This window comes from Gammaproteobacteria bacterium (assembly GCA_011682695.1).
In the GTDB taxonomy this organism is placed as follows: Bacteria; Actinomycetota; Acidimicrobiia; order Spongiisociales; family UBA4744; genus BMS3Bbin01.
In genome coordinates this window covers 39,559-63,348 of record JAACED010000009.1, presented here as the reverse complement: position 1 = coordinate 63,348, position 23,790 = coordinate 39,559, and the positions used below count along the sequence as shown (strand labels likewise).

General features: G+C 65.1%; 18 protein-coding genes and 1 tRNA gene. 6 read left to right on the top strand and 13 right to left on the bottom strand.

What is annotated here, in order from left to right; genetic code table 11:
* Positions 1-228: 228 nt before the first annotated feature.
* From GWP04_02905 to GWP04_02895, 3 genes are read right to left on the bottom strand one after another with little or no spacing between them, the layout of a single operon-like run.
* Positions 229-921, bottom strand: a complete 693-nt coding sequence (locus GWP04_02905; GenBank protein NIA24499.1) for a DUF1648 domain-containing protein — start codon at positions 919-921, stop codon at positions 229-231.
* Positions 918-1,199 (bottom strand): autorepressor SdpR family transcription factor, encoded by a 282-nt coding sequence (locus GWP04_02900; protein ID NIA24498.1) that lies wholly within the window; start codon positions 1,197-1,199, stop codon positions 918-920. The genes GWP04_02905 and GWP04_02900 overlap by 4 nt, the downstream gene beginning before the upstream one ends.
* 58 nt (positions 1,200-1,257) lie before the next feature.
* Positions 1,258-3,987 (bottom strand): GNAT family N-acetyltransferase, encoded by a 2,730-nt coding sequence (locus GWP04_02895; GenBank protein ID NIA24497.1) that lies wholly within the window; start codon positions 3,985-3,987, stop codon positions 1,258-1,260.
* Between the two features lie 108 nt (positions 3,988-4,095).
* Here GWP04_02895 and GWP04_02890 point away from each other — a divergent pair, with 108 nt between their 5' ends.
* Both GWP04_02890 and GWP04_02885 read left to right on the top strand, forming a co-directional pair.
* Positions 4,096-5,244, top strand: a complete 1,149-nt coding sequence (locus tag GWP04_02890) for a hypothetical protein (protein ID NIA24496.1) — start codon at positions 4,096-4,098, stop codon at positions 5,242-5,244.
* Between the two features lie 11 nt (positions 5,245-5,255).
* Positions 5,256-7,169, top strand: a complete 1,914-nt coding sequence (locus GWP04_02885) for an acetoacetate--CoA ligase (GenBank protein NIA24495.1) — start codon at positions 5,256-5,258, stop codon at positions 7,167-7,169.
* Here the strand turns inward: GWP04_02885 and GWP04_02880 are convergent.
* A complete protein-coding gene (locus GWP04_02880) occupies positions 7,129-8,796 on the bottom strand; it encodes a hypothetical protein (protein ID NIA24494.1) in 1,668 nt (555 codons plus the stop codon). The genes GWP04_02885 and GWP04_02880 overlap by 41 nt on opposite strands.
* Positions 8,797-8,847: 51 nt before the next feature.
* Positions 8,848-9,762: a hypothetical protein gene (locus GWP04_02875; GenBank protein ID NIA24493.1), complete on the bottom strand. Its 915-nt coding sequence runs from the start codon at positions 9,760-9,762 to the stop codon at positions 8,848-8,850.
* Between the two features lie 133 nt (positions 9,763-9,895).
* Here GWP04_02875 and GWP04_02870 point away from each other — a divergent pair, with 133 nt between their 5' ends.
* Positions 9,896-12,583, top strand: a complete 2,688-nt coding sequence (locus tag GWP04_02870) for an HAD-IC family P-type ATPase (GenBank protein NIA24492.1) — start codon at positions 9,896-9,898, stop codon at positions 12,581-12,583.
* A 127-nt stretch (positions 12,584-12,710) separates the two neighbouring features.
* Complete coding sequence (locus GWP04_02865) at positions 12,711-13,334, top strand: YbhB/YbcL family Raf kinase inhibitor-like protein (protein NIA24491.1); 624 nt, start codon at positions 12,711-12,713, stop codon at positions 13,332-13,334.
* A gap of 5 nt (positions 13,335-13,339) precedes the next feature.
* Here GWP04_02865 and GWP04_02860 read toward each other — a convergent pair whose 3' ends face one another.
* Together GWP04_02860 and GWP04_02855 are read right to left on the bottom strand one after the other, a co-directional pair.
* Positions 13,340-13,978 carry a methyltransferase domain-containing protein gene (locus tag GWP04_02860; GenBank protein NIA24490.1) on the bottom strand — a complete coding sequence of 213 codons (639 nt, stop codon included), beginning with the start codon at positions 13,976-13,978 and terminating at the stop codon, positions 13,340-13,342.
* 13 nt (positions 13,979-13,991) lie between these two features.
* A tRNA-Leu gene (locus GWP04_02855) sits at positions 13,992-14,080 on the bottom strand.
* A gap of 119 nt (positions 14,081-14,199) precedes the next feature.
* Here GWP04_02855 and GWP04_02850 point away from each other — a divergent pair.
* The gene (locus tag GWP04_02850) at positions 14,200-14,679 is read left to right on the top strand and encodes an HIT domain-containing protein (protein ID NIA24489.1); all 480 of its coding nucleotides are present in this window, start codon (positions 14,200-14,202) and stop codon (positions 14,677-14,679) included.
* 46 nt (positions 14,680-14,725) lie between these two features.
* A complete protein-coding gene (locus tag GWP04_02845; GenBank protein ID NIA24488.1) occupies positions 14,726-15,574 on the top strand; it encodes a VOC family protein in 849 nt (282 codons plus the stop codon).
* Positions 15,575-15,696: 122 nt separating this feature from the next.
* On the opposite strand, the gene GWP04_02840 is transcribed toward GWP04_02845, so the two are convergent.
* From GWP04_02840 to mfd, 6 genes are all read right to left on the bottom strand, one after another.
* Positions 15,697-16,224 carry a DUF501 domain-containing protein gene (locus GWP04_02840; GenBank protein ID NIA24487.1) on the bottom strand — a complete coding sequence of 176 codons (528 nt, stop codon included), beginning with the start codon at positions 16,222-16,224 and terminating at the stop codon, positions 15,697-15,699.
* A complete protein-coding gene (locus tag GWP04_02835) occupies positions 16,221-16,610 on the bottom strand; it encodes a hypothetical protein (protein ID NIA24486.1) in 390 nt (129 codons plus the stop codon). Before GWP04_02835 ends, GWP04_02840 begins: the two co-directional genes overlap by 4 nt.
* The gene (locus tag GWP04_02830; protein ID NIA24485.1) at positions 16,610-17,881 is read right to left on the bottom strand and encodes a phosphopyruvate hydratase; all 1,272 of its coding nucleotides are present in this window, start codon (positions 17,879-17,881) and stop codon (positions 16,610-16,612) included. The genes GWP04_02835 and GWP04_02830 overlap by 1 nt, the downstream gene beginning before the upstream one ends.
* Before the next feature lie 22 nt (positions 17,882-17,903).
* On the bottom strand, positions 17,904-19,364 hold the full coding sequence (gene mazG, locus GWP04_02825; protein ID NIA24484.1) for a nucleoside triphosphate pyrophosphohydrolase: 1,461 nt from the start codon (positions 19,362-19,364) through the stop codon (positions 17,904-17,906).
* Entirely contained in the window at positions 19,364-20,272 is a 909-nt protein-coding gene (locus GWP04_02820; protein ID NIA24483.1) for a hypothetical protein, read from the bottom strand. Before GWP04_02820 ends, mazG begins: the two co-directional genes overlap by 1 nt.
* A 64-nt stretch (positions 20,273-20,336) precedes the next feature.
* Complete coding sequence (gene mfd / locus GWP04_02815) at positions 20,337-23,717, bottom strand: transcription-repair coupling factor (GenBank protein ID NIA24482.1); 3,381 nt, start codon at positions 23,715-23,717, stop codon at positions 20,337-20,339.
* Positions 23,718-23,790 lie beyond the last annotated feature (73 nt).

The following is a 23,790-nucleotide window of genomic DNA, read 5'->3' as shown; positions in this document are numbered from 1 at the left end:
GGCCGGCGCCAGCCGGAAGAGGCGGAACAAACCCAACCCAAGACCCCCTCCGTCCTCGGCCAAAGCGCCGAGGACACCTCCCCCAACGCTCGGCAAGACCCCCTCCGCCCTCGGCCAAAGCGCCGAGGACACCTCCCCCAACGTCGGCCTGACGGCCTCCTGGGGGAGGAAACGGGCCTCCTGGGGGAGGAAACGGGCCTCCTGGGGGAGGAGACGGTCGGCCGCTGATCACGCCTCTTCGCGGCCCTGTGTGGATCTGTCCGGGTCGGATCGCCACATGACATAGGAGTACGGCAGGGAGACCACGATGATCCCCATCGTGCCGCCGATCACCAGCCACACCATGACGATCGGCCGGCCGATAAAGCCTCCGACGATCATCAGCGCACCGAGCAGCACGAAGAGTTTTCCTGCGAGTCGGTGCGTCTTGTTCCACGCCAGATTGCTCGTCAACGTCCACGGTGTGCGAATCCCCATCGTGAAGTTGCTCTTGAGCTTGCCGAGGAAATTCCCAATCACCATGAACATCGCCCCGACGAGGATCAACACGATGATCATCATGTTCAGTTCGTAGCCGACGGCGTTGCCCACCGCCGCTCCGTGGACACCCGCAAGCACCATCATGATCACGACCCAGAACGCGACGAACGCCTTCTGAGACTGGAGCAGGTTCGTTCTTCGCGGCTCGATCTTCGGCAGCGCAGCCATCAACAACGCGACCCCGATCGTGACCAGCGGCAGGAGCAGAAGCCCTTCGAACCTGGACCCGTACCGGTCGGGTGTTCCGTCGGGCCCGAAGTGCACGGGTATCTGTGACCCGGGCGGGAGCTTTCCCCAGGCCCACATCGAGACGGCAAACATGACCGCGACCACGAAGAGACTCCAAAGCAGCCCGGCTCGAATCGTTCGCTTGTCGATCATGGCTCCCTCACAACGTTGAACAGGTCGAGCAACGCGAGGAGGGCCTCTTCGAGAACCGAGACATTGAGTCGGTACACGATTGTTCTCCCCACCTTGCTTCCTTGGATGAGATCGGCGTCTCGGAGTACGTTGAAATGGCCGGACATGGTCGGCTTCGACAGCTCGAAGTGCTCGGCGAGCTCACCTGCAGTCATGTCACGCTGTCGCAGCAGTTGCAGGATCCGTCTTCGGGTCGGATCCGAGAGCGCCCGATACACCTCATTTCTTATTTTGGTCATTGCCGAAACGATAGTGGAAGACCGTTGCCGGTGCCCACGCGGTACCCGTACCCGGCTGTCACTTCACCGGATTCGTCAGTCCTGGCAGGTCGATCAACTCCGGCGTCCATCCAGGCTGCACCGGCATGACCCGAATCCGGGCGTCCACGATTGCGATCCCCTTGCCGGGAGCGAGGACCTTGACCGGATTGAGATCCATCTCCGAGATCTCCGGAACCGCCTCCGACAGCGCCGATACCCGCAGGATGACCTGCTCGAGGGCAGGGACGTCGACAGGGGGGTAGGAGCGATAGCCCTCGAGCAACTTGGCGGACTTGATGGAACGCACCATCTCCGCCGCCTCGAGATCCGTCACCGGGTTGATCCTGAAGGCGACATCGCCAACCAACTCGACCAGTACGCCACCCATCCCGAACACGATGAGCGGCCCGAACGCCGGATCCTCGGTCATACCGACCAGCACCTCGAGACCATCCTCGATCATCTTCTGGACCAGCACCCCCTCGGCATCCTCGACCAACCCCATCAATCGGCGGAACGTGTCGCGCACCGCCTTGTCGCCATGAACGTCGAGCACGACGCCGCCCAAATCGGACTTGTGGACCGCCGAACGTGAGATCACCTTCATCGCCACGGGCGACTTCAACCCCTTGGCGAACTTGACGGCCTGATCGGGGGTGGTCGCAACCGTCGAAGCGGGCAGGCAGAGACCGAATGCACCGAGAACTTCGTCGACCTCGGGCGGGTCGAGCCACCCCCCATCGTCTCCGAAACGCTCGAGTGCCTTGCGGGCGACCGCCCGTGCATCGTCGGGCCGTGCATCGTCGAACACCGGCACCGTCCCCTCCGGTTTGACGAGCCACTCGCCGTGGCGAATGACCCTGGCGAGGGCCACGGCGCCCGCCTCGGGGAACTGGTACGTCGGGATCCTGACACGCTCGTCTGCAAGCAGCTCGGCAGGGTTCTCCGCAGACATGAAGACCGAGAGCAGCGTCTTGTCCCCTTTGTATTGCGCTCCGGCGTCTCGGACGACCTCGGCGATCGCCGGTCCGCCACCAGGAGTCGTCGGGATGTAGCTGACGATCAGCGAATCGACCTCATCGGAACCAAGCAGCGTCTCGATGCTGTGGCGGTACTCGGCGGGACCGGCGGCGGCGATCATGTCGACGGGATTCCGGGTGGAAGCATCGACAGTCAGCCCTTCCGCGAGCTTTGCGCGCAGTTCGGGGGAGAATTCGGGCACCTCCAGCCCGTTCGACTCGAGCGCGTCCGCGGCGAGAATGCCCGGTCCTCCCGCGTTGGTGACGATCCCCACGCGCCGCCCTTTCGGAATCGGCTGGTTTGCCAGGAGCATCGCCACGTCGAAGAGTCCCTCGAGCGTTGCCGTCCGGATGACTCCCGCCTGATGGAACAGCGCATCGACCGCGACGTCCACGGAGGCCAGCGCCCCGGTGTGACTGCTCGCGGCCCGAGTTCCCGCCTTCGTCCTGCCGGACTTCACAGCGATGATCGGCTTCTTGCGAGCGATGCGCCGGGCAAGCCGGCCGAAGCGACGCGGGTTTCCGAACGACTCCAGGTACAGGACGATCACGTCGGTGTTGGGATCGCCTTCCCAATACAGCAAGAGGTCGTTGCCGCTGATGTCGGCCTTGTTGCCGACCGAGACGAAGGACGATATCCCGATGCTGTTGCGGACCGCATAGTCCAGAATCGCGATTCCGAGCGCACCGGACTGGCTCGACATGGCCACATTGCCGGCGGGCGGGAACACCGGAGAGAACTGCCCGTTCACGGCGACCCTCGGATCGGTGTTGAGCACGCCCATGCAGTTCGGTCCGACCATTCTCATCCCGGCAGCTCGCGCCGTCTCCACGAGTTCACGTTCGAGTTTGGCTCCCTCGGGACCCACCTCGGAGAATCCGGCGGAGATGACCACCAGACCTCGCACGCCCTTGTCCGCACACTCCTTCACCGCCGGGATGACCAGCGGCGCGGGTACGACGAGAAACGCGAGGTCGACGGGGTCCGGGATGTCGACCACACTCTTGTACGCCCGAACCGAGTGAACGTACGTCGCAGCCGGGTTCACGGGGTAGATCGGACCGGAGAACCTGCCGCTCAACAGATTGTGGAACAGCCGCCCACCGATCGAGTCTTCCTTGCGGCTCGCGCCGACCACGGCGATCGAGCGCGGGTAGAAGATGGGGTTCAGCGATGCGGCGATGGCCCGCCTCTCACGTTCCTCCTCTGCGGCCCGGGTTCCTTCGGATTGCGCGACGGGGAAGGTGACGCTGTAGACGCCCTCTTCCATGGTGCGTTCGATCTGGTACCCGGAATGGCGGAACATCCGAATCATCTGGACGTTGTCGGGAAGGACGAGCGCCTTGAACCCTTCCAGGCCCATGGTCCTCGCGTAGGCGGTCATCAACTGCAGGAGCTGCGTTCCGATTCCCCGGTTCTGGTGCGCATCCACGACCGCGAAGGCGACCTCGGCCTGGGAGGGATCGTCTTCGTCCCGGTCGTAGCGACCAACCCCGATCATCTTGTCGTCGAGCAGGACCGCGAATGCCATCCGGTTGTCGTAGTCGACGTTGGTGAAGTACTCGAGCTCTCGTGGCGACAGATCTTCCTTGTCCTGAAAGAAGCGAAAGTACCGGGATCTCTGCCCCATGCTCTCGAAGAGATCGTGAAGCAGCTCTTTGTCGTCCGGCGTGATTGGCCTGATGTGGACGACACCACCGTCTCGCAAGACGGCATCGACTTCGAATTCGACGGGGTACTCGGCCATAAACCCTCCTTGTGGCTTTGATTCTGCCACGATCCGTGGTCCGTCCGTGTGAACACGACGCCGCGGCGACCAGGGCCTTCCATCCGGCGAAGCGGTATCGTGCACTCAGTGAGTACGGTCGTATTCCCGTTCAAGGACGAAGACCCCGAGGTGGTCACCCGAAACGTTCTCCTGGCCGCCTCCCACCCCAGGGTCGCCGAGGTGACGTGTGTCGGACTCGGCCGCAACGCCACGTTCGACGCAATCGACGAGATGGCCCCCGCCGTCTCCCGGGCGGACGTCACGGTGATCCTTCAGCGTCGCGTGGGGTCGCTGCGGCCGGGCAAGGGCGACGCGATGAACACCGCCCTGCTCGCGTTTCTGGAGCAATCGGACGAGCAACGTCTGCACTTCTACGACGCCGACATCACGAATTTCGATGCGGGTTGGATCGAGCAGGCGGAGCAGGCGGCGGACGCCGGGTTCGACGTCGTCCGGCACTCCTTCCCGAGAGCCTCGACGGACGCCATGATCACCTGGATGATCACACGGATCGGCTTCGCCGTCCTGTGGCCGGACACCGAGCTTCCCCGCATCGGACAGCCCCTCGGCGGTGAGCTGCTGCTCACCCGTGAGGCCGCCGAAGGTCTTGCGTCGGATCATCGTGTCCTGGCCCAGAGCGACTGGGGCGTCGACACGCTCTACACGTTCGCCATGGTCCAGCAGGAACGGCGCTTGTACGAAACCTACGTCGCGTCGGGCAAGCAGCACCGGCTGTACGGTGGCCTCCAAGAGCTCAGCACCATGCTCGTCGAGTGTTTCGCCGCCGTGCAGGCACTCCGGCACGAGTCGGTGCCGGTAGGGACGCCCCACGTGATGGAACCCACCCGGCCCGCGACCGAGGCGATCGCCACCAAGATCGGCTACGACATCGACGCGACGCTCCCGCTGCTCGCATCCGGCTGGTCGCAGCGTCAGGACGACCTGCTCGATGCGCTGCCGACACGAGTCGCCTACGGCATGCGGGCAGCACGGCAATACCCAACCGTCGCGTTCATGGATGAGGACGCATGGTACGAGACCTATCTGAGGCTGCTCCCGGATTTCGATGCATCCGATGGCGACTGGAGAAGGCTGCTGTTCAAACTCTGGGTGGCGCGCGTGCTGCACTACACGTTCACCGAGGCGCTGCGCGGCCACGCGTCGGCCTCCGCATACCTCGAAGCGATGGTCGAGCGGACGATCCGGCGCGCAGCTCGAAAGGAATCGAACCGTTAGCATCCCGCGCCATGGACGAAGTCATCTGGCAACCATCGCATCCTGAAGAAACCCGTCTGTACGAGTTCATGCAGCGGCTCCCCAACCGTCCCTCCGGCTACGACGAACTGTGGGAATGGTCCGTCTCCAACAGGGGCGAGTTCTGGCAGGCGGTCTGGGAGTTCGCCGATGTCACCGCGTCGGTCCCGCCGTCCCGGCCGATCGGGCGTGAGGCCATGCCGGGGACGGAGTGGTTTCCCGATGCGAGGCTCAACTACGCGAAGAACCTGTTGCGCCGGCGCGACGACGCCGTCGCCGTCTACGCCGCGGGAGAGGGACGCACACTCGAACGGATCACCTGGGCGGACCTCGCACGTCGAGTCGCCCGGGTACAAACCGGCCTCGAGGCACTGGGTGTGGGACCGGGAGATCGTGTTGCCGCGCTCATCCCCAACTCCGTGTTCGCTGTGGTCGGGCTGCTGGCCACCGCTGCAATCGGTGCGATCTGGTCATCGTGCTCACCCGACTTCGGTCCGCTCGGCGTCATCGACCGGTTCGGGCAGATCGAACCCAAAGTATTCATCACCGCAGACGGCTACCGGTACAACGGCAAGACCCACATGCTCGCCGACACGGTGCGGGCGGTGACCGCACAGCTTCCCGACCTGAAACGGCTCATCCTCATCGACTTCGTGGGCGAGCCATGGAGCGTCGACGGGGTGCCGACGATGACCTGGTCGCAGCTCGCATCCGGAGATGCGACCGAACCGCGCTTCGCTCAGCTCCCCTTCGATCATCCGCTGCTCATCATGTACTCGTCGGGCACGACCGGATCTCCCAAAAGCATCGTCCACGGAGCCGGCGGCACGCTGCTCAAGCACCTGTCCGAGCATCAGTTGCACTCGGACGTGCGCAAGGACGACGTGGTGTTCTGGTTCAGTACCTGCGGATGGATGATGTGGAACTGGCTCGTGACGGCGCTCGCTTCCGAAGCATCGATCGTCGTCTACGACGGCAGTCCGGCCCACCCCGATCTCGAGGTCCTCTGGAAACTCGCCGAGGAAATCGGGATCACACACTTCGGCACGAGCCCGAAGTTCCTCTCTGCGAACGCCAACGCCGGCGTCGTGCCGGCCGAAATCGCCGATCTGTCCGCCATGCGATGGCTCGGCTCGACCGGCATGCCGCTGAATCCCGACCAGTTCGACTGGGTGTACGCGAACGTGAAATCCGATGTCCAGCTCGCATCGATCTCGGGAGGAACCGACATCATCGGGTGTTTCGCCCTCGGATCTCCGATCCTGCCGGTGCGACGCGGCCAACTCCAGGCCCGTGCGCTCGGCATGGCGGTGGAGTCCTGGGACGAGGAGGGCAACCCCCACATCGGCCGCAAGGGCGAACTCGTGTGCACCCAACCGTTTCCGTCCATGCCGGTGTCGTTCTGGAAGGATCCCGATGGAGAACGCTATCGCTCGGCGTATTTCGACGTGTATCCGGGGGTCTGGACGCATGGCGACTTCATCGAGATTCGCCCGCAGGGCGGCGTGATCATCTATGGCCGTTCGGACACGACCCTCAACCCTTCCGGAGTGCGGATCGGAACAGCCGAGATCTACCGGGCGATCGAGACCATGCCGGAGATCGAAGACTCGATCGTGGTCGGACATCAGACCTCCGACAACGTCGATGTCGTCCTCTGCGTCAAGCTCGCACACGGGGCGACCCTCGATGATGCGCTGCAACGAGCGATCAGAGACCGGATCCGCTCCGAGACCTCACCGCGCCACGTCCCCAAGTACATCTTCGCCGTGGACGCGATCCCGTACACGATCAGCGGCAAGAAAGTCGAGAAGGCCGTCCGCAAGACGCTCGCGGGAGAGCCGGTCACCAACAAGGATGCGCTCGTCAATCCCGAGTCGCTGGAGCAGTACGAGGATCTGCTCTGACCGGAGTTCCTTCCCCTGGTGGTTCCGGCGCCGCCGGCTCGGGAACACCCCCATCGACCTCGGCTCGTTCCTCACCTCGGCCACTTCCCCCTGAGGGGGAAGAAAGGGACCGACCGGCGAGCGTTGCAAGGGGGAACGGTTCGGGCTCGGTGACTTCCGGGAAGAATTTCGAGAGACCGGCCACCTGCACTCCGAGAGTCGCCGGAAGACCCGTGCCGATCAGCCTGCGGGCGATCCGAATCAGCTCGTCGTGCACCATCCGGACGAACTCGTCGGCGCTTCGCTCATCGACGGGGATCTCCTTGAGCTCGAAGTACTCCGCAACGCTCTGGGGCCCTTTGAGGATCAGAATCGGATCGTGATCGTCGTTCTCTTCGAGACGGCCGCGCACCGTCGCCTCATAGAACATCGGCAGCAGGTCCTCGTGCCCGATATTCCAGAATCGTTCGTACGGCTTGTGTGAGAACAGCTCGAGACGACCGTCCTCGGCGATACCGATCGCGAAGATGCACCCCGGATAATCCGAGTCCGACTGCTTGTAATCGGCATAGATCTCGTATCCACACGTCCCTTCGGTGTCTTGGGCGACGGGAACCGGTTTCACCGGGTGCGTCGCCACTCGTTCCTCCTCGACAGAGGCGATGTCGTACTGCTTGCAGAGGGATCCTCTGCGGGGAGGAATCGGGACGCCCTCGAGATACGGGAGCCGAACCGCGACCGTCGTGCCCTTCCCGAGTGCACTGTCGATGGACACCCGCCCGCCGAAGTCGGCGACCGTCTGGCGCACGAACACGAACCCGAGCGAGTGCAACTCACCGTCGAGGGTCTCACGATCGGTGAGCAGCTGGCGAACCTTGTCGGGACTCATGCCCGATCCGTCGTCACGAACGGTCAGCACGATCTCGCCGTCATCGGTCCGTTCGTCGATGCGAATCACCCCGAGCTTCTTGTCTCCCATCGCATCGACGGCATTCATGATCAGGTTGAAATACATGCGCCGGAATCTGAACCGGTTGCCGCTCACGACCGCAGGATCGAGGTCCCCGATCTCCAGCTCGACACGCGCCGAGCTCTTCTCGGTCACATACCCATAGATCACGTTGCGCACGTAGTCTTCGATGTCCCCCGCGACGTCGAAGACCTCGTTGACGTCTTCATCGCGCTGCTCCGCCCAGAAGTGCTCGATCCGGTAGTACACCCCGCACAGCCAGCGGATCGTGTTGCGGTAGTGACTTCGCGACCGCACGGTCCTGGACTCGGCAGGGAGCAGAGCCATCGCCTCTTCGATGTGGCTCCAGAGAGGATGCAGGATCAGTTCACAGAGGCTGTGAATCAGCCGGATGTACTCGTTGCCAACCGCAAGCACCACCGACGGCTCCGCAAAGCCCCGTACCACCTCGCTGTATTCGTTGTACGCCGCCCGCAGCTCGGCGGCTCTCGCTCGGAGGGCGAGCAGGTCCTCCCCTGTCGGCAGGTCGAGGTCCTTGATCGAATACAGCTCGAGATCGGTGTCCAGTCCGACGTGGAAGTGGATGACGTCATCGATGAACCGTTCGACGCGCAGGTCGTGAACGAGGAACTTGACCTCTGCGACGTCCCTCTTGATTCCCTGTGTGTGATCGGACATCTGAACCTTCACAGATGATAGGCGCCGCATCAGCGTCCAGGCAGGGAACGTTCAGGGCACCTTCAGCCCCTTGAGTACCCGCGACACGGCCGCGATCAGGACGACGAATCCTGCGGGCATCGTGAGCAGATAGAACACCGCAGCAGTGTTGGAGACGACGTTCGCGGACTGCAGCGCCGCATATACGACCACCGCGGTTGCTGCGGCGATCAACGGGGCCGTCAATGCGGATGGCCGGATGGGCTCCTCGGGAACGAGTTCGGACCCTTCGTAATTTCCCCGCCCGGTTTTCATCACTACGACGACCACGCCGACCAGTACGGGCAGTACGACGGCGATCGCTCCCGCCTGGATCGCTGCGGACAGGGCCGGAAGAGTTGCTGCGCCAAGGATCAGCCAGCGTTGAGGACGCATCGGCAGGTAGGTCCGCTGCCACACGACGTACCCCATGGCAAGCACCGCAGCCGAAGCGAACGCAAAGAGACCGAACGACGAGACGGACGTCCAAGAGCCGTCTTGCACTCTCCAGCTGATCGCCCAGATGCCCCATGCCGACCCGACCAGAACCGACCAGCGGATGAGTCTCCGCAGCGGCCACGTGGCGAGTGCTCGAGGAACGAGGAACCAACCGAAGACAACGGTGAAGAGTTCATGCCAGGCGAGCGCGGTCCACGAGATGCTCCACGGAAGGTCTTCGTACAGCGTCACCGCCACGGCTCCCTCGACGAGCCAGCCAAAGACCGCGCCGGCGAGAGCAATCCCGAGCGCGCCGCGAAGGCCGAAGTGTTCGATCGCGGTCAGCGCGAAGAAGGCAACCAGGCTGTAGGCGGCCCAGGTGACCAGATATCCGCCCACGCTGTCGTCGGGTCTCCATCGCGCCCAGAAGAGCGCCTCCGAGTACACGACCGAAATGGCGCCGAGCGCGCCGATCGCCACCGTTCTTCTGAGGAATCGGGCCGCGTTCACGAGAGGAGACTTTACGGCACCCAAGCCACCAAGTCGCCTTCGCCGACACGCCGTCTATTCCACCTCATGCGGCCGCATTGTTCTGCACGTCCGTGAGCTGCCACCGACAACCGGTAACCTGCGCCGCCACAGCATGGACACAGAGACCGCGACCGACTGGCACGCCATCTCCACCACGGAGGCCGTTGCCCGACTCGACACCGACGAGCGAGACGGCCTCAGCCACGCCGAGGCAGCCGCCCGACTCGAGCAGCACGGAGCGAACCGCATCCAGGAAGTCCCCGCTGCACGCCGGTATCAGGTGCTCGCACGCCAGTTCACCGACGTGCTCATCATCATCCTGCTCATCGCCGCCGCGGTCTCGTTCGTGGTCGGCGAAGTCGCCGACGCCATCACGATCCTGGTCATCGTCGTACTCAACGGCGCGCTCGGGTTCGTTCAGGAGTGGAAGGCCGAGCAGGCGCTCGAAGCCCTTCGCAGCATGCTCTCACCGACCTGCAACGTGACCAGGGCCGGGCAGCCGATCGAGATCGACAGGACCGATCTCGTCCCGGGCGATCTCGTCGCCCTCGAGATCGGCGACCAGGTCCCCGCCGACCTCCGCCTGGTCGAAAGTCTCAACCTCAAGGTCGACGAGTCGGCACTCACCGGCGAGTCGGCCTCCGTGCACAAGGGCACCGACCCCGTACCCGACGACACACACCTGGCGGAGCGCACCTCCATGGTGTGGATGGGCACCAACGTGACGAACGGCAGGGCGCTCGGCGTCGTCATCGCCACCGGCATGGCCACGCAGTTCGGCAAGATCGCGGAACTCACCCAGAGCCTCGGCCAGGAACCGACGCCACTGCAACGCAAGCTGGCGGTGCTCGGCAAGCAGCTCGGCGTCATCTCGATCATCATCTCCGCCGGTGTCGGCCTCGTCGGCTTCCTGTTGGGCAAGCCCCTCCTCGAGATGTTCCTCACCGGTGTCTCCCTCGCCGTCGCCATCGTGCCCGAAGGCCTCCCCGCCGTCGTGACGATCACCCTCGCACTCGGGATCAGGGCGATGGTCAGGCGCCACGCCCTCCTTCGCCGCCTTCAGGCCGCCGAGGCCCTCGGTTCGGCAACGGTGATCTGCACGGACAAGACCGGAACCCTGACGAAGAACGAGATGACGGTGACACAGATCTGGATGCCGACAGGCCCCGTGCAGGTCACCGGCGTGGGCTACGACCCGCAGGGGCACTTCCGTGCCGACGGTGAGCGGCTGGACCACCGGACCCGACCGGACCTGCTCGCCCTTCTCGAAACCGGCCTGATCTGCAACCACGCCCGAGTCACCAAGACCGACACGGGGTGGCGTCAGCTCGGTGAACCGACCGAGGCGGCCCTCATCGTCGCCGCCTACAAGGCCTGGCTGCATCCCGACGATGGCGGCACGGGTGTCACCGAGTTCTCGTTCAACTCGGTCCGCAAACGCATGACAGTCGTGGTGCGCCGGCCCGAAGGACTCGTCGCCTTCGCGAAAGGCGCCCCCGAGGTGATCCTTTCGCGCTCCACCCGGATCCTCGATGGGACGACCGAGCGGGACCTGACCGACGAAGATCGCACCGCCTTCGAGGACGCGTACCGGTCCCTCGCCGAGCAGGGTCTACGCACGCTCGCCCTCGCACGCAGGCTACTTCCGGCCGGCATCGAACTGGACGAGGACGAGGTCGAGAGCCACCTGACGTTGCTCGGTGTCGTCGGGATCATCGATCCGCCGCGGCCCGAGGTGCCCGACGCCATCACGCTGGCGCGTCACGCGGGAGTCCGTCCGATCATGATCACCGGCGACGCTCCGGAGACGGCGATCGCGATCGGCCGACATGTCGGCATGCACGTCGAACGCGCCGTGACCGGTGGAGAGCTCGACGCGATGGACGACAGGGCGCTCGACGAGATCCTCACCCACGACATCCTGTTTGCACGCACCACCCCCGAGCACAAGCTGCGGATCGTCACCCACCTCCAAGACCAGGGGAACATCGTGGCGATGACGGGTGACGGCGTGAACGACGCCCCGGCCCTGAAGAAAGCCGACATCGGCGTCGCGATGGGTCTGCGCGGCACCGACGTGGCCAAGGCCGCGTCCGACATGGTGCTGACCGACGACAACTTCGCTTCGATCGTCGGAGCGGTGGAAGAAGGGCGTCGCCAGTACGACAACATCCAGAAGTTCGTCCGGTACCTGCTTTCCTCGAATACGGGAGAAGTCGTCGCCGTGTTCGTCAACATCCTGCTGAAGGGACCGCTGATCCTGCTGCCCGTCCAGATTCTGTGGATGAACCTCGTCACCGACGGCATGACCGCCGTCGCTCTCGGCCTCGAACCGGGATCGAAAGACCTCATGGGCCAGCCACCGAGAGGAGCCAGAGAACCGATTCTGAACAAGTACGGCGCTGCGCTTCTCCTCGGACTCGGGGGCTACATCGGCGTCGGGACCCTGTGGCTCTTCCACCACTATCTCGCCACGCTGGGACGCAGTCCCGAGGCGATCGCCACCGCCCAGACGGTGGCATTCACCGGCATCATCCTGTTGGAAAAGATGAACGTCTTCAACTTCCGGTCGCTGCGCCGACCTTTGCACCGCATCGGCTTCTGGACGAACCCGTGGGTACTCGGGGCGTGGGTGCTGACCGTCGGCGCCCAGGTCGCGGCCGTCTACGTTCCGTTCCTGCAGAAGGTGCTCCACACCGTTCCGCTGGGATGGAACGACTGGCTGCTCATGTTCGCCGTCGCGATCCCGATCTTCCTCGTCGTCGAAGCAATCAAACTCCTGCGAACCCAGGGTTCGTAGGTACCCATAGGGTACCCCTGAGCCCAGGGTTCAACTGGAACGGGCTCAACCGGGCTCACCGAGGGGCCGCGATCGGTGTTCCTGCCCGACCGGCGACGACGCTAGCCTCCGGCGTGGAGGTGATCTCATGCGACTGAGCAGTTCGAGTTTCGAAGACGGTCATCCGATCCCCGGCGATTTCGCCTTCTGTGTACCGCATCCCGACACGCACGCAACGTTCGGACCGAACCGGAATCCGGCACTGACGTGGACGGATCTTCCCGAGGGAACACGGTCGCTGGCGTTGATCTGCCACGACCCCGTCGTCCCGACCAAGCCCGACGACGTCAACAAAGAGGATCGTGAGGTGCCACCGGACCTTCCGCGCACCGACTTCTTCCACTGGGTCCTCGTCGACGTCGACCCGAACATGGGCGGGATCGCCGAGGGCTCCTGCTCCGACGGTGTCGTGCCTCGCGGCAAGGAGCCGGCGGCGCCGTTCGGTCGCCACGGCATCAACGACTACACGAACTGGTTTGCCGGTGATGAGGACATGGGCGGGGACTACTACGGATACGACGGGCCGTGCCCCCCGTGGAACGACTCACTCGTGCACCACTACGTCTTCACCGCGTATGCGCTCGATGTCGACCATGTGCCCGTCGACGGTGCGTTCACCGGCGTGGACGTGCGCAAGGCGATCGATGGCCACGTCCTGGCAAGCGCCTCGACCACCGGCACGTACACGCTGAACCCCCGGCTGCGCGAGTAGGAGACTCAGCCGGCAGCCAACAGAGACACGCCGATGGTTCCCCCACCGGCGATCCGCTGCTCGCGAACCGAGAGGTGGTGCGCGTCGGCCAGCGCCGCCACGGCCCCGCGAGCGAGGAAGTCCCGGTGGTTACGCCAGTGGTCACCTCCGGCACCGAACTCGATGGCGACGATCCCGGACCGCACGAGGAGTCCTTTGATCCCTCGGTAAGGGCCTGGCAGGAAATCGACGATCAGGATGCGCCCTTCGGGCTTGAGGACCCTTCGCATCTCTCCCACGATGGCCACGCGGTCGGCGGCCGGCAGCTCGTGCAGCACGAACGAGATCGTGGCGAGGTCGAACGTCCCGTCCTCGTAGGGAAGTACGGTGCCGTCTCCTTCTTGGATGTCCGCTCCGTCGCCGAGCCGTCGCCGGGCAACACTGAGCATCGCCGAGGAGGGATCGACGCACGACACGCGGCAGCCTGCCTGCTGATATGTGGCGAGCTGGGCCCCCGTGCCGCAGCCGACATCGAGCACCGTCATCCCCGGCCGGGGTGGGTACAGCTCGAGACCGATGCTGCGCAGCCGGCGCACGAGCGGTCCGATGAAACGGTCGTACCGGCGCGCCGCACGCGAGTAGGCGTCGTCGCGATCGTCGGTCATGTGTGGTGCCTCCTGGTGCCCGGGGTGGGAATCGAACCCACACGCCCTCTCAAGGGCAGCGGATTTTAAGTCCGCCACGTCTACCGGTTTCGTCACCCGGGCAATGACAAGAGGCTAACAATCTGCGAACCCTGGGCTCAGGGGTACCCTCAGGGTACCTACGAGCCCAGGGTTCGCAGTGTCTTCGAGGGAGCGAGTAGCCTCCGATCATGCCCTGGGACATGCTGTGGGCCGGTTGGAGAAGTGAATACATCGCCACCGCCGGCGAACCCGATGCCGATGGATGCCTCTTCTGCCGGCTGCCCGCCGGCGCCGACGAGGAGGCACTGATCCTCGAGCGGGGATCGTTCGGGTTCACGGTGCTCAACCGGTACCCGTACACGACCGGTCACGTCATGCTGGCCCCGTTCCGCCACGTCGAGGGACCCGCCGACTTGAGTGCCGACGAGCAGGCGGACGTCTGGCGGCTCCTCGGCAGCGCCATGGACGCCATCGACACGGCCATGCACCCTGACGGCTACAACCTCGGCGCCAACCTCGGCCGGGTGGCCGGAGCCGGCGTGCCGGGCCACTTCCATCTCCACCTCGTGCCCCGCTGGTCGGGAGATGCGAACTTCATGACCACCGTCGGAGACACCCGAGTCCTCCCCGAGGACCTCGCGGTCACCTGGGCGCGGTTGCGAGCCACGATCTCCACCTGATTCGCCGGGCCGATCGGGTAGGTTGGAGTCGGGAACCTGCCGGGTGATGCACAGTCGTCGAGACGCGCGCCACGCGTCACTCGGCGGGATCCTGAGTCGACGCAGGGAGGATGTCATGGCCGAGTTCTCGTCCTACCCGCCCGGTACGCCATCGTGGGTCGAGCTTGCGACCACGGACCTCCAGGGGGCGAAGGACTTCTACCGGGCGATCTTCGGGTGGTCGTATGAAGACGAGCCGGCAGGCGAGGAGAGCGCCTCCACGATGTGTCTGCTGAGAGGCAAGCCGGTCGCCGCGCTGTTCCAGATGGGACCTGAGCAACGCGAAGCCGGCACTCCCCCGCACTGGATCACCTACATCACCGTGGCGAGCGCCGACGAGGCGGCTGCGATGGCGACCGACGCGGGCGGGACCATCTTGCTCCCGGCGTTCGACGTCGAGGACGCAGGCCGCATGACGATCGTCAGAGACGCCGCCGGAGCGTTCATCTCTTTCTGGGAACCGCGCAAGCACTTCGGCGCGATGCTCGCCAACGAGCCGGGAACCCGCACGTGGAATGAACTCCAGGTGCATGACGTCGATGCAGCAAAGAACTTCTACGCGGCCGTCCTGGGGGTGACAACCCACACCGAGGAGATGCCGGACGGCCCGTACACGACCTTCAACCTCGCCGGACGGCCCGTCGCCGGGCTGATGCAGATCAAGGAGCAGTGGGGTTCGGTCCCGCCGCACTGGGACGTCTACTTCGCCGTCGCGGACACCGACGAGACGCTCGAGAAGGCTGTCGCCGCAGGTGGCACGGTCGACGTCGCAGCGAGGGACATCCCCGACGTGGGGCGGTTCGCCGGGATCACCGACCCCCAGGGCGCCATGTTCTTCGTTCTCGCCGGGTTCTGAGCCGGCAGCCTGCGAACCAATCGATCCGTTCTCGCGACGCTTCACGGGAATGATCCCACGCAGCCGTCACGAGAACGGGTGAGAACGCAGCGAGCGAGAATGTGACGCGTGCCGCCGACAGCTCAGCGCGGCTCCGACCACCTTGGGTTCACCGCCGCGGCACCGTCGGGTCCTTCGATCACGCACGGCTCGGTACAGTCGAGCGGCTCGACCCACGGCGCGACCAGCTCCCCCACCGGGTTGGTGTTGCCTGCGCGATGATCCGCGTAGTGGGCGTGGAGACACTTCACGCCTCCTGAACCGCCCGCGACGCCGCCGGACGGTCGAGGCGTCACCTCGTCGGGGATCAACGCATCGCGTTCGGCCGCATAGCGTCGGTTCGTGTCGGCCATCGCGGCTGCGAACGCCGTGTCGTGACGTATGCGACGGTCCATCGCCCTGACTCCGCCCGCCGACTCGATCCTGCCGACACGAGCAAGTGCAGCGGGACAGGACAGCCAGTAGCGCGTGGGAAACGGTGTCCCGTCGTCGAGCAGCGGTGGCACGGCGATGACGACCGGCAGACCAAGCGGGCATCGGTACACGACCTCGACCGCGGCACGCAGCGGGCGCTCCAGTTGCAGCGCGACCACCTGCTGGTCGTCCATCATCCCGTCAGATCGTGACCGGTGACGAAATCCCAGACTTGTTGCCACCACGGCCGCGGCTGCTCGGGTTTCACGGCCGTCTTCGGCACCTCGGGCGTAAAGCCTTTGTCGTCGGGGTCGACGACCACGTAGGCGGTCTCACCCGGTCGAACCAGTCCGAAATCGCGCCGAGCGACCATCTCTACACCTGCGTCCGAGGAGAGAAACTCGGCGGACGCCTGCAGACGCGCATTCGCTTCCTGCAGTGCGCTGAGCTGTTCGCGGGCAAGCTCGACGCGCCGTTGCTCCGCCACCAGACTGCGGATGGGCAGGACGTTCGTCACGAGGACCGCGCCCACCACGACCAGGCCGACAACGGCCAGGATGGCGACGCGCGATCCCCTCGTCATCAGCGCTCCATCCACGACCAGCCGGCGTAGCGTGCGCTATCGCCGAGCTCTTCTTCGATCCTCAGCAACTGGTTGTACTTCGCGGTGCGCTCACCACGAGCCGGGGCGCCGGACTTCATCTGCAGCGCGTTCGTCGCCACCGCCAGGTGCGAAATGAACGAGTCTTCCGTCTCGCCGGAACGGTGGCTGATCATGCGCCCATACCCGGCCCGCTCCGCCGTCTCCATCGTATGCAGCGTCTCCGACAGGCTGCCGATCTGATTCACCTTGATCAGCACCGAGTTGGCGACCTTCTCACGGATCCCACGGCGCAGCATCTCCTCATTGGTGACGAAGATGTCATCACCGACCACCTGGACCTTCTCGCCGAGACGCTCGGTCAGGACCGCCCATCCATCCCAGTCGTCTTCGGCGAGACCGTCTTCGACGAGGACGAGCGGGAACTCGTCGACAAGGCCCTCGAGGTAGTCGACCATCTCGACCGATGTCAGTTTGCGCCCTTCCAGCACGTAGGCGCCGTCGCGGTACATCTCCGACGCCGCCGAATCGATGGCGATTGCGACGTCCTCGCCGGGCGTGTAGCCCGCCGCGCCAATCGCTTCGACCAGCAACTCGATCGCCGAGCGGTTGTGCGGCAGATTGGGAGCGAACCCTCCCTCGTCTCCGACGCCGGAGGCGAGTCCTTTGGCGGCAAGCACCTTCTTGAGGGTGTGGTAGATCTCGGCTCCTGCCCGCAACGCCTCACGGAACGTCGGCGCTCCGCCGGGAACGAGCATGAATTCCTGGATGTCGACCGAGTTGGCCGCGTGCACACCGCCGTTGAGAACGTTGAGGAACGGCGTTGGAAGCACCCTGCCTTTCGTCCCGCCGAGATAGCGAAACAGCGGAAGGCCGAGCGCTCCCGCACTGGCGCGCGCCACAGCCATCGATACGCCGAGGATGGCGTTGGCTCCCAGCCGCGACTTCGCCGGGGTACCGTCGAGGTCGATCATCAACTGATCGAGCCCCTCCTGATCGGTCGCATCGCGGCCAATGACCACAGGTGCGATCTCGTCACGTATGTTGGTGAGAGCCCGCAGTACACCCTTACCGCCGTAGCGGTCTCCGCCATCTCGAAGCTCGTGCGCTTCGAGCGCCCCCGTCGATGCTCCGGAGGGAACCGCCGCCCTGCCGAATGCTCCGCCGGCGAGGAACACCTCGGTCTCAACGGTCGGGTTTCCCCGGGAGTCGAGGATCTCACGGGCCTTCACCGCGCTGATCGTGGTGTTCATCGGCCCTCCTTGTGGACTGAATCTAGTCATCTGCTGCCTCCGCTTCGTGCTTTTCTGCCGCCTTTGCCGCGGCCCACATCGTGTCGAGCTCTTCGAGCGTTCGACCACTCATGTCGAACGACTCCTCCATCCATCGGAACCGGGCCGCGAATCGATCGACGGCCCTGCGCACGGCGACCTCCGGGTCGAGGGAGAGGTGCCGGCTGAGGTTCACGACCGAGAACAGCAGATCGCCGAGTTCGTCCTCGGCTGCCGTCCGGTCGGTGAGCACCGCCTCCAGTTCTGCCGTCTCTTCACGGATCTTGTCGACGACGCTCTCGACGTTGTTCCAGTCGAAACCAACCGACGCTGCACGCCGCTGGATCTTGGCGGCCCGCTCCAACCCCGGCAACCCTGCGGGAACGTCATCCATCAGTGACGTCCGCTGCTTCTCTTCCTGCTTGATCTCCTCCCAATTGCGGAGCACCTCGTCGACGCCGGCGACTTCGACGTCTCCGAATACGTGCGGGTGGCGGCGCACGAGTTTTCGCCGTAGCACCTCGGCGACGTCTTCGATGTCGAAGGCCCCTGCCTCACTCGCCATGACGGTGTGGAACACGACCTGCAGGAGCACGTCGCCCAACTCCTCCTCGACGTCTGCGTAGGCCCCGTAGTCGGGTTCCCCGCCGGGAGCTTCGACCGGAAGCACCGAGAGCGCGTCGACGAGTTCGTAGGCTTCCTCGACCAGATTCCGCACCAGGGAATGGTGTGTCTGGCTCCGATCCCAAGGGCACTCGCGGCGCAACCGTCGCATCGTGGTGATCAGCCCCGGCCAGCCGGCCGGTCCGGGTTCGAGATAGAGCGTGGTACGCAAGCCGGCCATCGACGTGTCGAGTCCGCTGAGCGGCACACGAGCGATGTCGGTATCGGCCGTCCCGAGGTCCCGTGCCACGACGATCTCGGTGTCGTCCGAAAGCACCGAGAGGAGACGGTCCCGCACATCGGCGAGCACCATGGGCACGTCCACCTGGGCGATCACCGTCGGAAGGTGCAGGAACAGCGGGTCGGGCAAGTCTCGTCCATCGAGGATCTGGACACCGAGCAGGTCGATGCCGACCTCGGCGGCGAGGAGGTCCAGAAACGACTCTCCCGCCAGCACCTCGACAGAGATGGCGGCGGCCTGAGCGGCTTCGAGAACCAAGCCGGTCGTCCGTTCGGCCATCGATGGGCTGCCCGGGAGTGCGAGCACGACGTTGCCGGTTGCCGCAGCCTCGATGACACGCCGTGCGAGTCGCTCGTACACCTCATCGAAATCGGCGGCGGCCTCATAGAGGTCGTCGGCGACCTCCACGGGTCGCAGGTCGGCGAGTTGACGGGCAGCGGGATGCTCGAGCGTGCGGACGATGACCGTCCGCGACGGGTCGAGCAGAATCTCGGCTGCCCGGCCGGCAACCCGACTGAGGTCGCCGGGACCGAGGCCGGCAACCGTGATCTGCCCGGCCATCAGGCCTGTGGGCTGATCGTGTAGTCGGGCGCTCCCGTCCAGGTGCCGTACTTGGACTCGACTTCGATCGTGGCGGCGTCGAGCTTGCTCGTGATCCAGTCGGTGAACAACGCTGCGCCTTGCTGGCGTTTGATCTGTTCTTCGAGCTGGCTCTTGAGCTCCTCGAATGCGGGGACATCACGTGAATCGACCCTGATCACGTGGAACCCGTACTCCGATTCGACCGGTCCGTACAGCTCCCCGACGGGCGCTTTGAGAATGGCGTCGGCGAACGTCGGTACGTAGGCCGAAGGAGCTCTGCAACCGAGGTCGCCGCCCTGCTCACCGGATCCCGGATCCTTCGAGACCTCGACCGCGACATCTTCGAAGGTCTCGCCTGCATTGATCCGATCGATCACGACGTTCGCCTCCTCCTCGGTGTCGACGAGGATGTGGTGAACGCACACGTTGGCCTGGGCCTGCTTGGCTCCCTCGTAGGCGTTCTGCAGGTCTTCATCGGAGATCGGTCCTATCTGAGCCGAAAGCTGCTCGTCGATGGCTGCGCCGAGCACCTGCTGGATCGCGACATGACGAAGCGTCGCTGTCGTGACACCCTTGCCGGAGAGGTATTCATCGATATCGCCGTCGATGGAATTCACCATTTCGTCGTATCGGTCGTCGATGGCGCCGGAGTCCATCGTGATGCTCCACTCTTGCTCTGCGGCCTGCAGAACGACCTGTTCGACGATGAGGTTTCTCAGGTTGTCGTTGAACGTCGTGGTGTCCATGGTGTCGCTCGGCGGAGCAAGCTCCCCGACTTCGGCAAGACTGATCGGAACGCCATTGACGGTCGCCACGGCCTTGCCCGAACCGGAGCATGCCGAGGCCACGAGGGCGACGATGAAGAGGAGGACGAGGAACTTGCGCACGGATTTCACCTTTCTGACTGTTGAATAGTAGGCAGGGGAGACGACAACCAGGAAAGTGAGCAGCTCACTTCTGCCGGGTCGTGTCGTCGTGAGTCTCGGGCCACATCTGACGGACGAAGGCACTCAGCGTCTCGACGATCCGCTCGGGTGGTGGGGAAGGCAGGAACAGCGCGTTCTCGGTGGCACGCAGCACCGCCTTCGGGGCAATGCGCTGCAGCCTGACCTCTTGTGATATCGACAGGTCGACCGGGGCGAGTCGCACCTCGCGTCCGAGTGAGACGATCTCGCTGAGACCGATCCGCAGCGCCTCTGCACGTAGTTCCGCCACCGCCAAGAGCGCATCGACGGCCCCCGGCCATGGCCCGTAGCGATCTTTCCACTCGGCGGCGACATCGGCCACCTGACTCACGGTCGTGGCGGTGGCGAGACGACGGTACGCCTCCAGTCGGGCTTCCTGGTCGGGGATGAACTCTTCGGCCAGGTAGGCGTTGACGGGGATCTCGATGCGGACTTCTGCCGGGCGATCTTCAGACGCCGGCCTCCCTTCGAGCTCCCCGACCGCTTCTGCGACGAGTCTCGCATACAGGTCGAAGCCGACGGCGGCGATGTGCCCGGACTGCACTTCGCCGAGGATGCTTCCGGCCCCCCTGATCTCCAGGTCCCGCAGCGCCACGTCGAATCCCGACCCGAGTTCGGTGTGCTCGCCGATCGAGCGCAGCCGCCGCCGTGCCTCCTCGCTCAAAGACTGCTCCGGCGGATGGAAGAGGTAGGCGTACGCCCGCTGACTGGACCGCCCGACCCTTCCTCTGAGCTGGTACAGCTGGGCGAGACCGAGCAGGTCTGCCCGCTCGACGAGCAACGTGTTGACCATCGGCAGGTCGAGACCCGACTCGATGATCGTGGTGGCGACGAGTACGTCGTACCGGTGATTCCAGAAATCGAGCATCACCTGCTCCAGCTGACCTTCGCTCATCTGCCCGTGGGCGACGGCGTAGCGAGCGTTCGGAACCAGCTCGCGAAGTCTGGCGACGGCCCGGTCGATCGACTGCACCCTGTTGTGCACGTAGAAGACCTGTCCCTCCCTGAGCAGCTCGCGCCGAATCGCGGCCGACACGGACCGCTCCTCCAGCGGCCCCACGTAGGTGAGGATCGGGTGGCGGTCTTCCGGCGCGGTCCGAATGTGGCTCACATCCCGGATGCCGGTGAGTGCCATCTCGAGGGTGCGAGGTATCGGTGTGGCCGTCAGCGTCAGCACGTCCACGCCGACGCGCAGGCCTTTGATCGCATCCTTGGCTCCGACGCCGAACCGCTGCTCTTCGTCCACGACGAGCAGGCCGAGGTCCTTGAAGTGGATGTCTTCGCTGAGTAGCCGATGTGTTCCGATGACCACATCGATCTCGCCGGTGGCGAGTTTGCGTACGACGCTCTTCTGCTCTCTGGCACTGAGGAAGCGGCTGAGCATGGCGACGCGTATCGGGAACGAGTCGAACCGTTCGGCGAAGGTCTGGAAGTGCTGCTGTGCAAGCAGCGTCGTCGGACAGAGCACGGCGGTCTGGCGTCCTCCGGTGGCCGCGCGGAACGCTGCCCGCACCGCGATCTCCGTTTTTCCGAATCCCACATCGCCAAAGACGAGCCGGTCCATCGGGCGCTCGGACTGCATGTCCGCTTTGACGTCTTCTATCGCCTGCAGCTGATCGGGAGTCTCCTCGAATGGGAACGCTGCATCCAGTTCCCGCTGCCACGGCCCGTCGGGGCCGAAGGCGTGGCCCGACGCGGTCGCCCTCGCACGATGCAGGCTGACGACCTGCTCGGCGATCGCCGCGACCGCCTTGCGTACTCTGGCCTTGGTCGCCGACCAGTCGGCTCCGCCCATCCTCGAGACCCTCGGCTTCTCACCGCCCGTGTAGCGGCGGATCGCATCCAGTTGGTCCGTCGGCACGTACAGCTTGTCACCGGCCGCATAGGCAACGATCAGGTAGTCGCGCTCAACACCTGCGACCGTCTTGGCGACGAGGCCCTCGAATCTGCCGATGCCGTGCCGGTAGTGCACGACGTAGTCACCCTCTCGTAGATCTCGGAAGGTAGCCGTCTCGGCGACAGAAACCCTCCTGCCGACTCGGCGGTGCGCTCTTCGACGGCCGGCAATCGATTGCTCCCCGAACACGGCGACGCCGGTGTCGACGATGCGGAACCCGTGATGGATCCCCGTGCCGAGCACCGCCGACTCCGCGACCTCCAAGCAGTCCCTTCGCGGCAGATCGATTCCGCCGGCACTCAAGACTCTGGCGACCCGATCGGCGGCTGCATCACCGTCCATCGCCACGACGGTGGTTGTCCCGGACGCGATGAGCCGGGAGAGCGCCCCGACCACGGACTCGACATCACCGGGCGTCGCATCGAGTCCACTCACCCGCATCACGGTGTCGTCGGGACCCGTGGCGATGGGCGGAGCGAGCAGCGCGCGATGATCCTCGATCGGCAGATGCAGATAGAGCGGCGGATGGTCGGCCGGGGCGCTGAGACCCCAGGTCGGCGCGAGCGCCTCTGCAAGGTCGCTCTCCTCCGCTGCAAGGTCCCTCGCCCGGTCCATGACCGCAACCGGGTCGAACACGACCATGGTCCCGCCGGGCGGCATTTCGGACAGGATGGTCCGCTGAGGAGCCAGCCATGGGAGCCACGACTCGATTCCGGGGAAGATCACCCTCTCGGCGATGCGGTCCCATGTCGCTGCGGCCCACGTCTCGGTACCGACCAGATTGGCTGCGAGCGCGACCATGTCTCCGTCCGGACGCACCTCTCGGCACGGAAATGCGACGAGCTCGTCCGCGTCGCGCTCCGAACGCTGCGACGACACCGAGAACGTTCGCACGCTCTCTACGTGATCTCCCCAGAAGTCGAGACGGATTGGCACGCCCCCCTGGGCGGGAAACACGTCGATGATGCCGCCACGAACGGTGAACTCTCCGCGAGCCTCGACGCGGGCCACCCGCAGGTAGCCCACAGCACCCAGGTCGGCGACGAGCTGGTCGAACGGCAGGTCATCACCGGCACGGGCGACGATCGGGGCGACGGGTGAAGGACTGAGCCGCTGCGCAGCGGCTCGCGCCGAGGCGATGATGACGGCCCCGCGTGTCCCGTGGATCAGGGTGTGGCGAGCCTGCGACCGTCTCGCCATCGTCTCTTCATTCGGGGAGACATGCTCGAAGGGGAGGGTCTCCCACGCGGGGAGGAGCACGACGTGCTCGGTGAAGAGGCCGAGGTCGTCTGCGAGTTCTTCAGCCTCTCGTTCTCCCGGCACCAGAGCGAGCACCGGACCGGAGGCACGCGAGGCAAGCCCGGCGAGCATGAAGGCGCGCCCAGCCACCGCCACCGCGACTCGGCCGGGGACCGGAGGCATGAGTTCGGGGCGCCAAGCGCGTACGAGAGGTGTGAGTGGCGCCGGCATCGTTTGAGACAGGGTAGCGAGACCGTATCCGGGTTTCGTCGGCTCGGATTTCCACCGCGACGGAGCACTTGTC

Bases quoted from the DNA above. Each gene is read 5' to 3' on its own strand.
- GWP04_02905 (NIA24499.1), bottom strand. From the start codon at position 921: ATGATCGACAAGCGAACGATTCGAGCCGGGCTGCTTTGGAGTCTCTTC.
- GWP04_02900 (NIA24498.1), bottom strand. From the start codon at position 1,199: ATGACCAAAATAAGAAATGAGGTGTATCGGGCGCTCTCGGATCCGACC.
- GWP04_02895 (NIA24497.1), bottom strand. From the start codon at position 3,987: ATGGCCGAGTACCCCGTCGAATTCGAAGTCGATGCCGTCTTGCGAGAC.
- GWP04_02885 (NIA24495.1), top strand. From the start codon at position 5,256: ATGGACGAAGTCATCTGGCAACCATCGCATCCTGAAGAAACCCGTCTG.
- GWP04_02880 (NIA24494.1), bottom strand. From the start codon at position 8,796: ATGTCCGATCACACACAGGGAATCAAGAGGGACGTCGCAGAGGTCAAG.
- GWP04_02870 (NIA24492.1), top strand. From the start codon at position 9,896: ATGGACACAGAGACCGCGACCGACTGGCACGCCATCTCCACCACGGAG.
- GWP04_02865 (NIA24491.1), top strand. From the start codon at position 12,711: ATGCGACTGAGCAGTTCGAGTTTCGAAGACGGTCATCCGATCCCCGGC.
- GWP04_02860 (NIA24490.1), bottom strand. From the start codon at position 13,978: ATGACCGACGATCGCGACGACGCCTACTCGCGTGCGGCGCGCCGGTAC.
- GWP04_02850 (NIA24489.1), top strand. From the start codon at position 14,200: ATGCTGTGGGCCGGTTGGAGAAGTGAATACATCGCCACCGCCGGCGAA.
- GWP04_02845 (NIA24488.1), top strand. From the start codon at position 14,726: ATGCACAGTCGTCGAGACGCGCGCCACGCGTCACTCGGCGGGATCCTG.
- GWP04_02840 (NIA24487.1), bottom strand. From the start codon at position 16,224: ATGATGGACGACCAGCAGGTGGTCGCGCTGCAACTGGAGCGCCCGCTG.
- GWP04_02835 (NIA24486.1), bottom strand. From the start codon at position 16,610: ATGACGAGGGGATCGCGCGTCGCCATCCTGGCCGTTGTCGGCCTGGTC.
- GWP04_02830 (NIA24485.1), bottom strand. From the start codon at position 17,881: ATGAACACCACGATCAGCGCGGTGAAGGCCCGTGAGATCCTCGACTCC.
- mazG (NIA24484.1), bottom strand. From the start codon at position 19,364: ATGGCCGGGCAGATCACGGTTGCCGGCCTCGGTCCCGGCGACCTCAGT.
- mfd (NIA24482.1), bottom strand. From the start codon at position 23,717: ATGCCGGCGCCACTCACACCTCTCGTACGCGCTTGGCGCCCCGAACTC.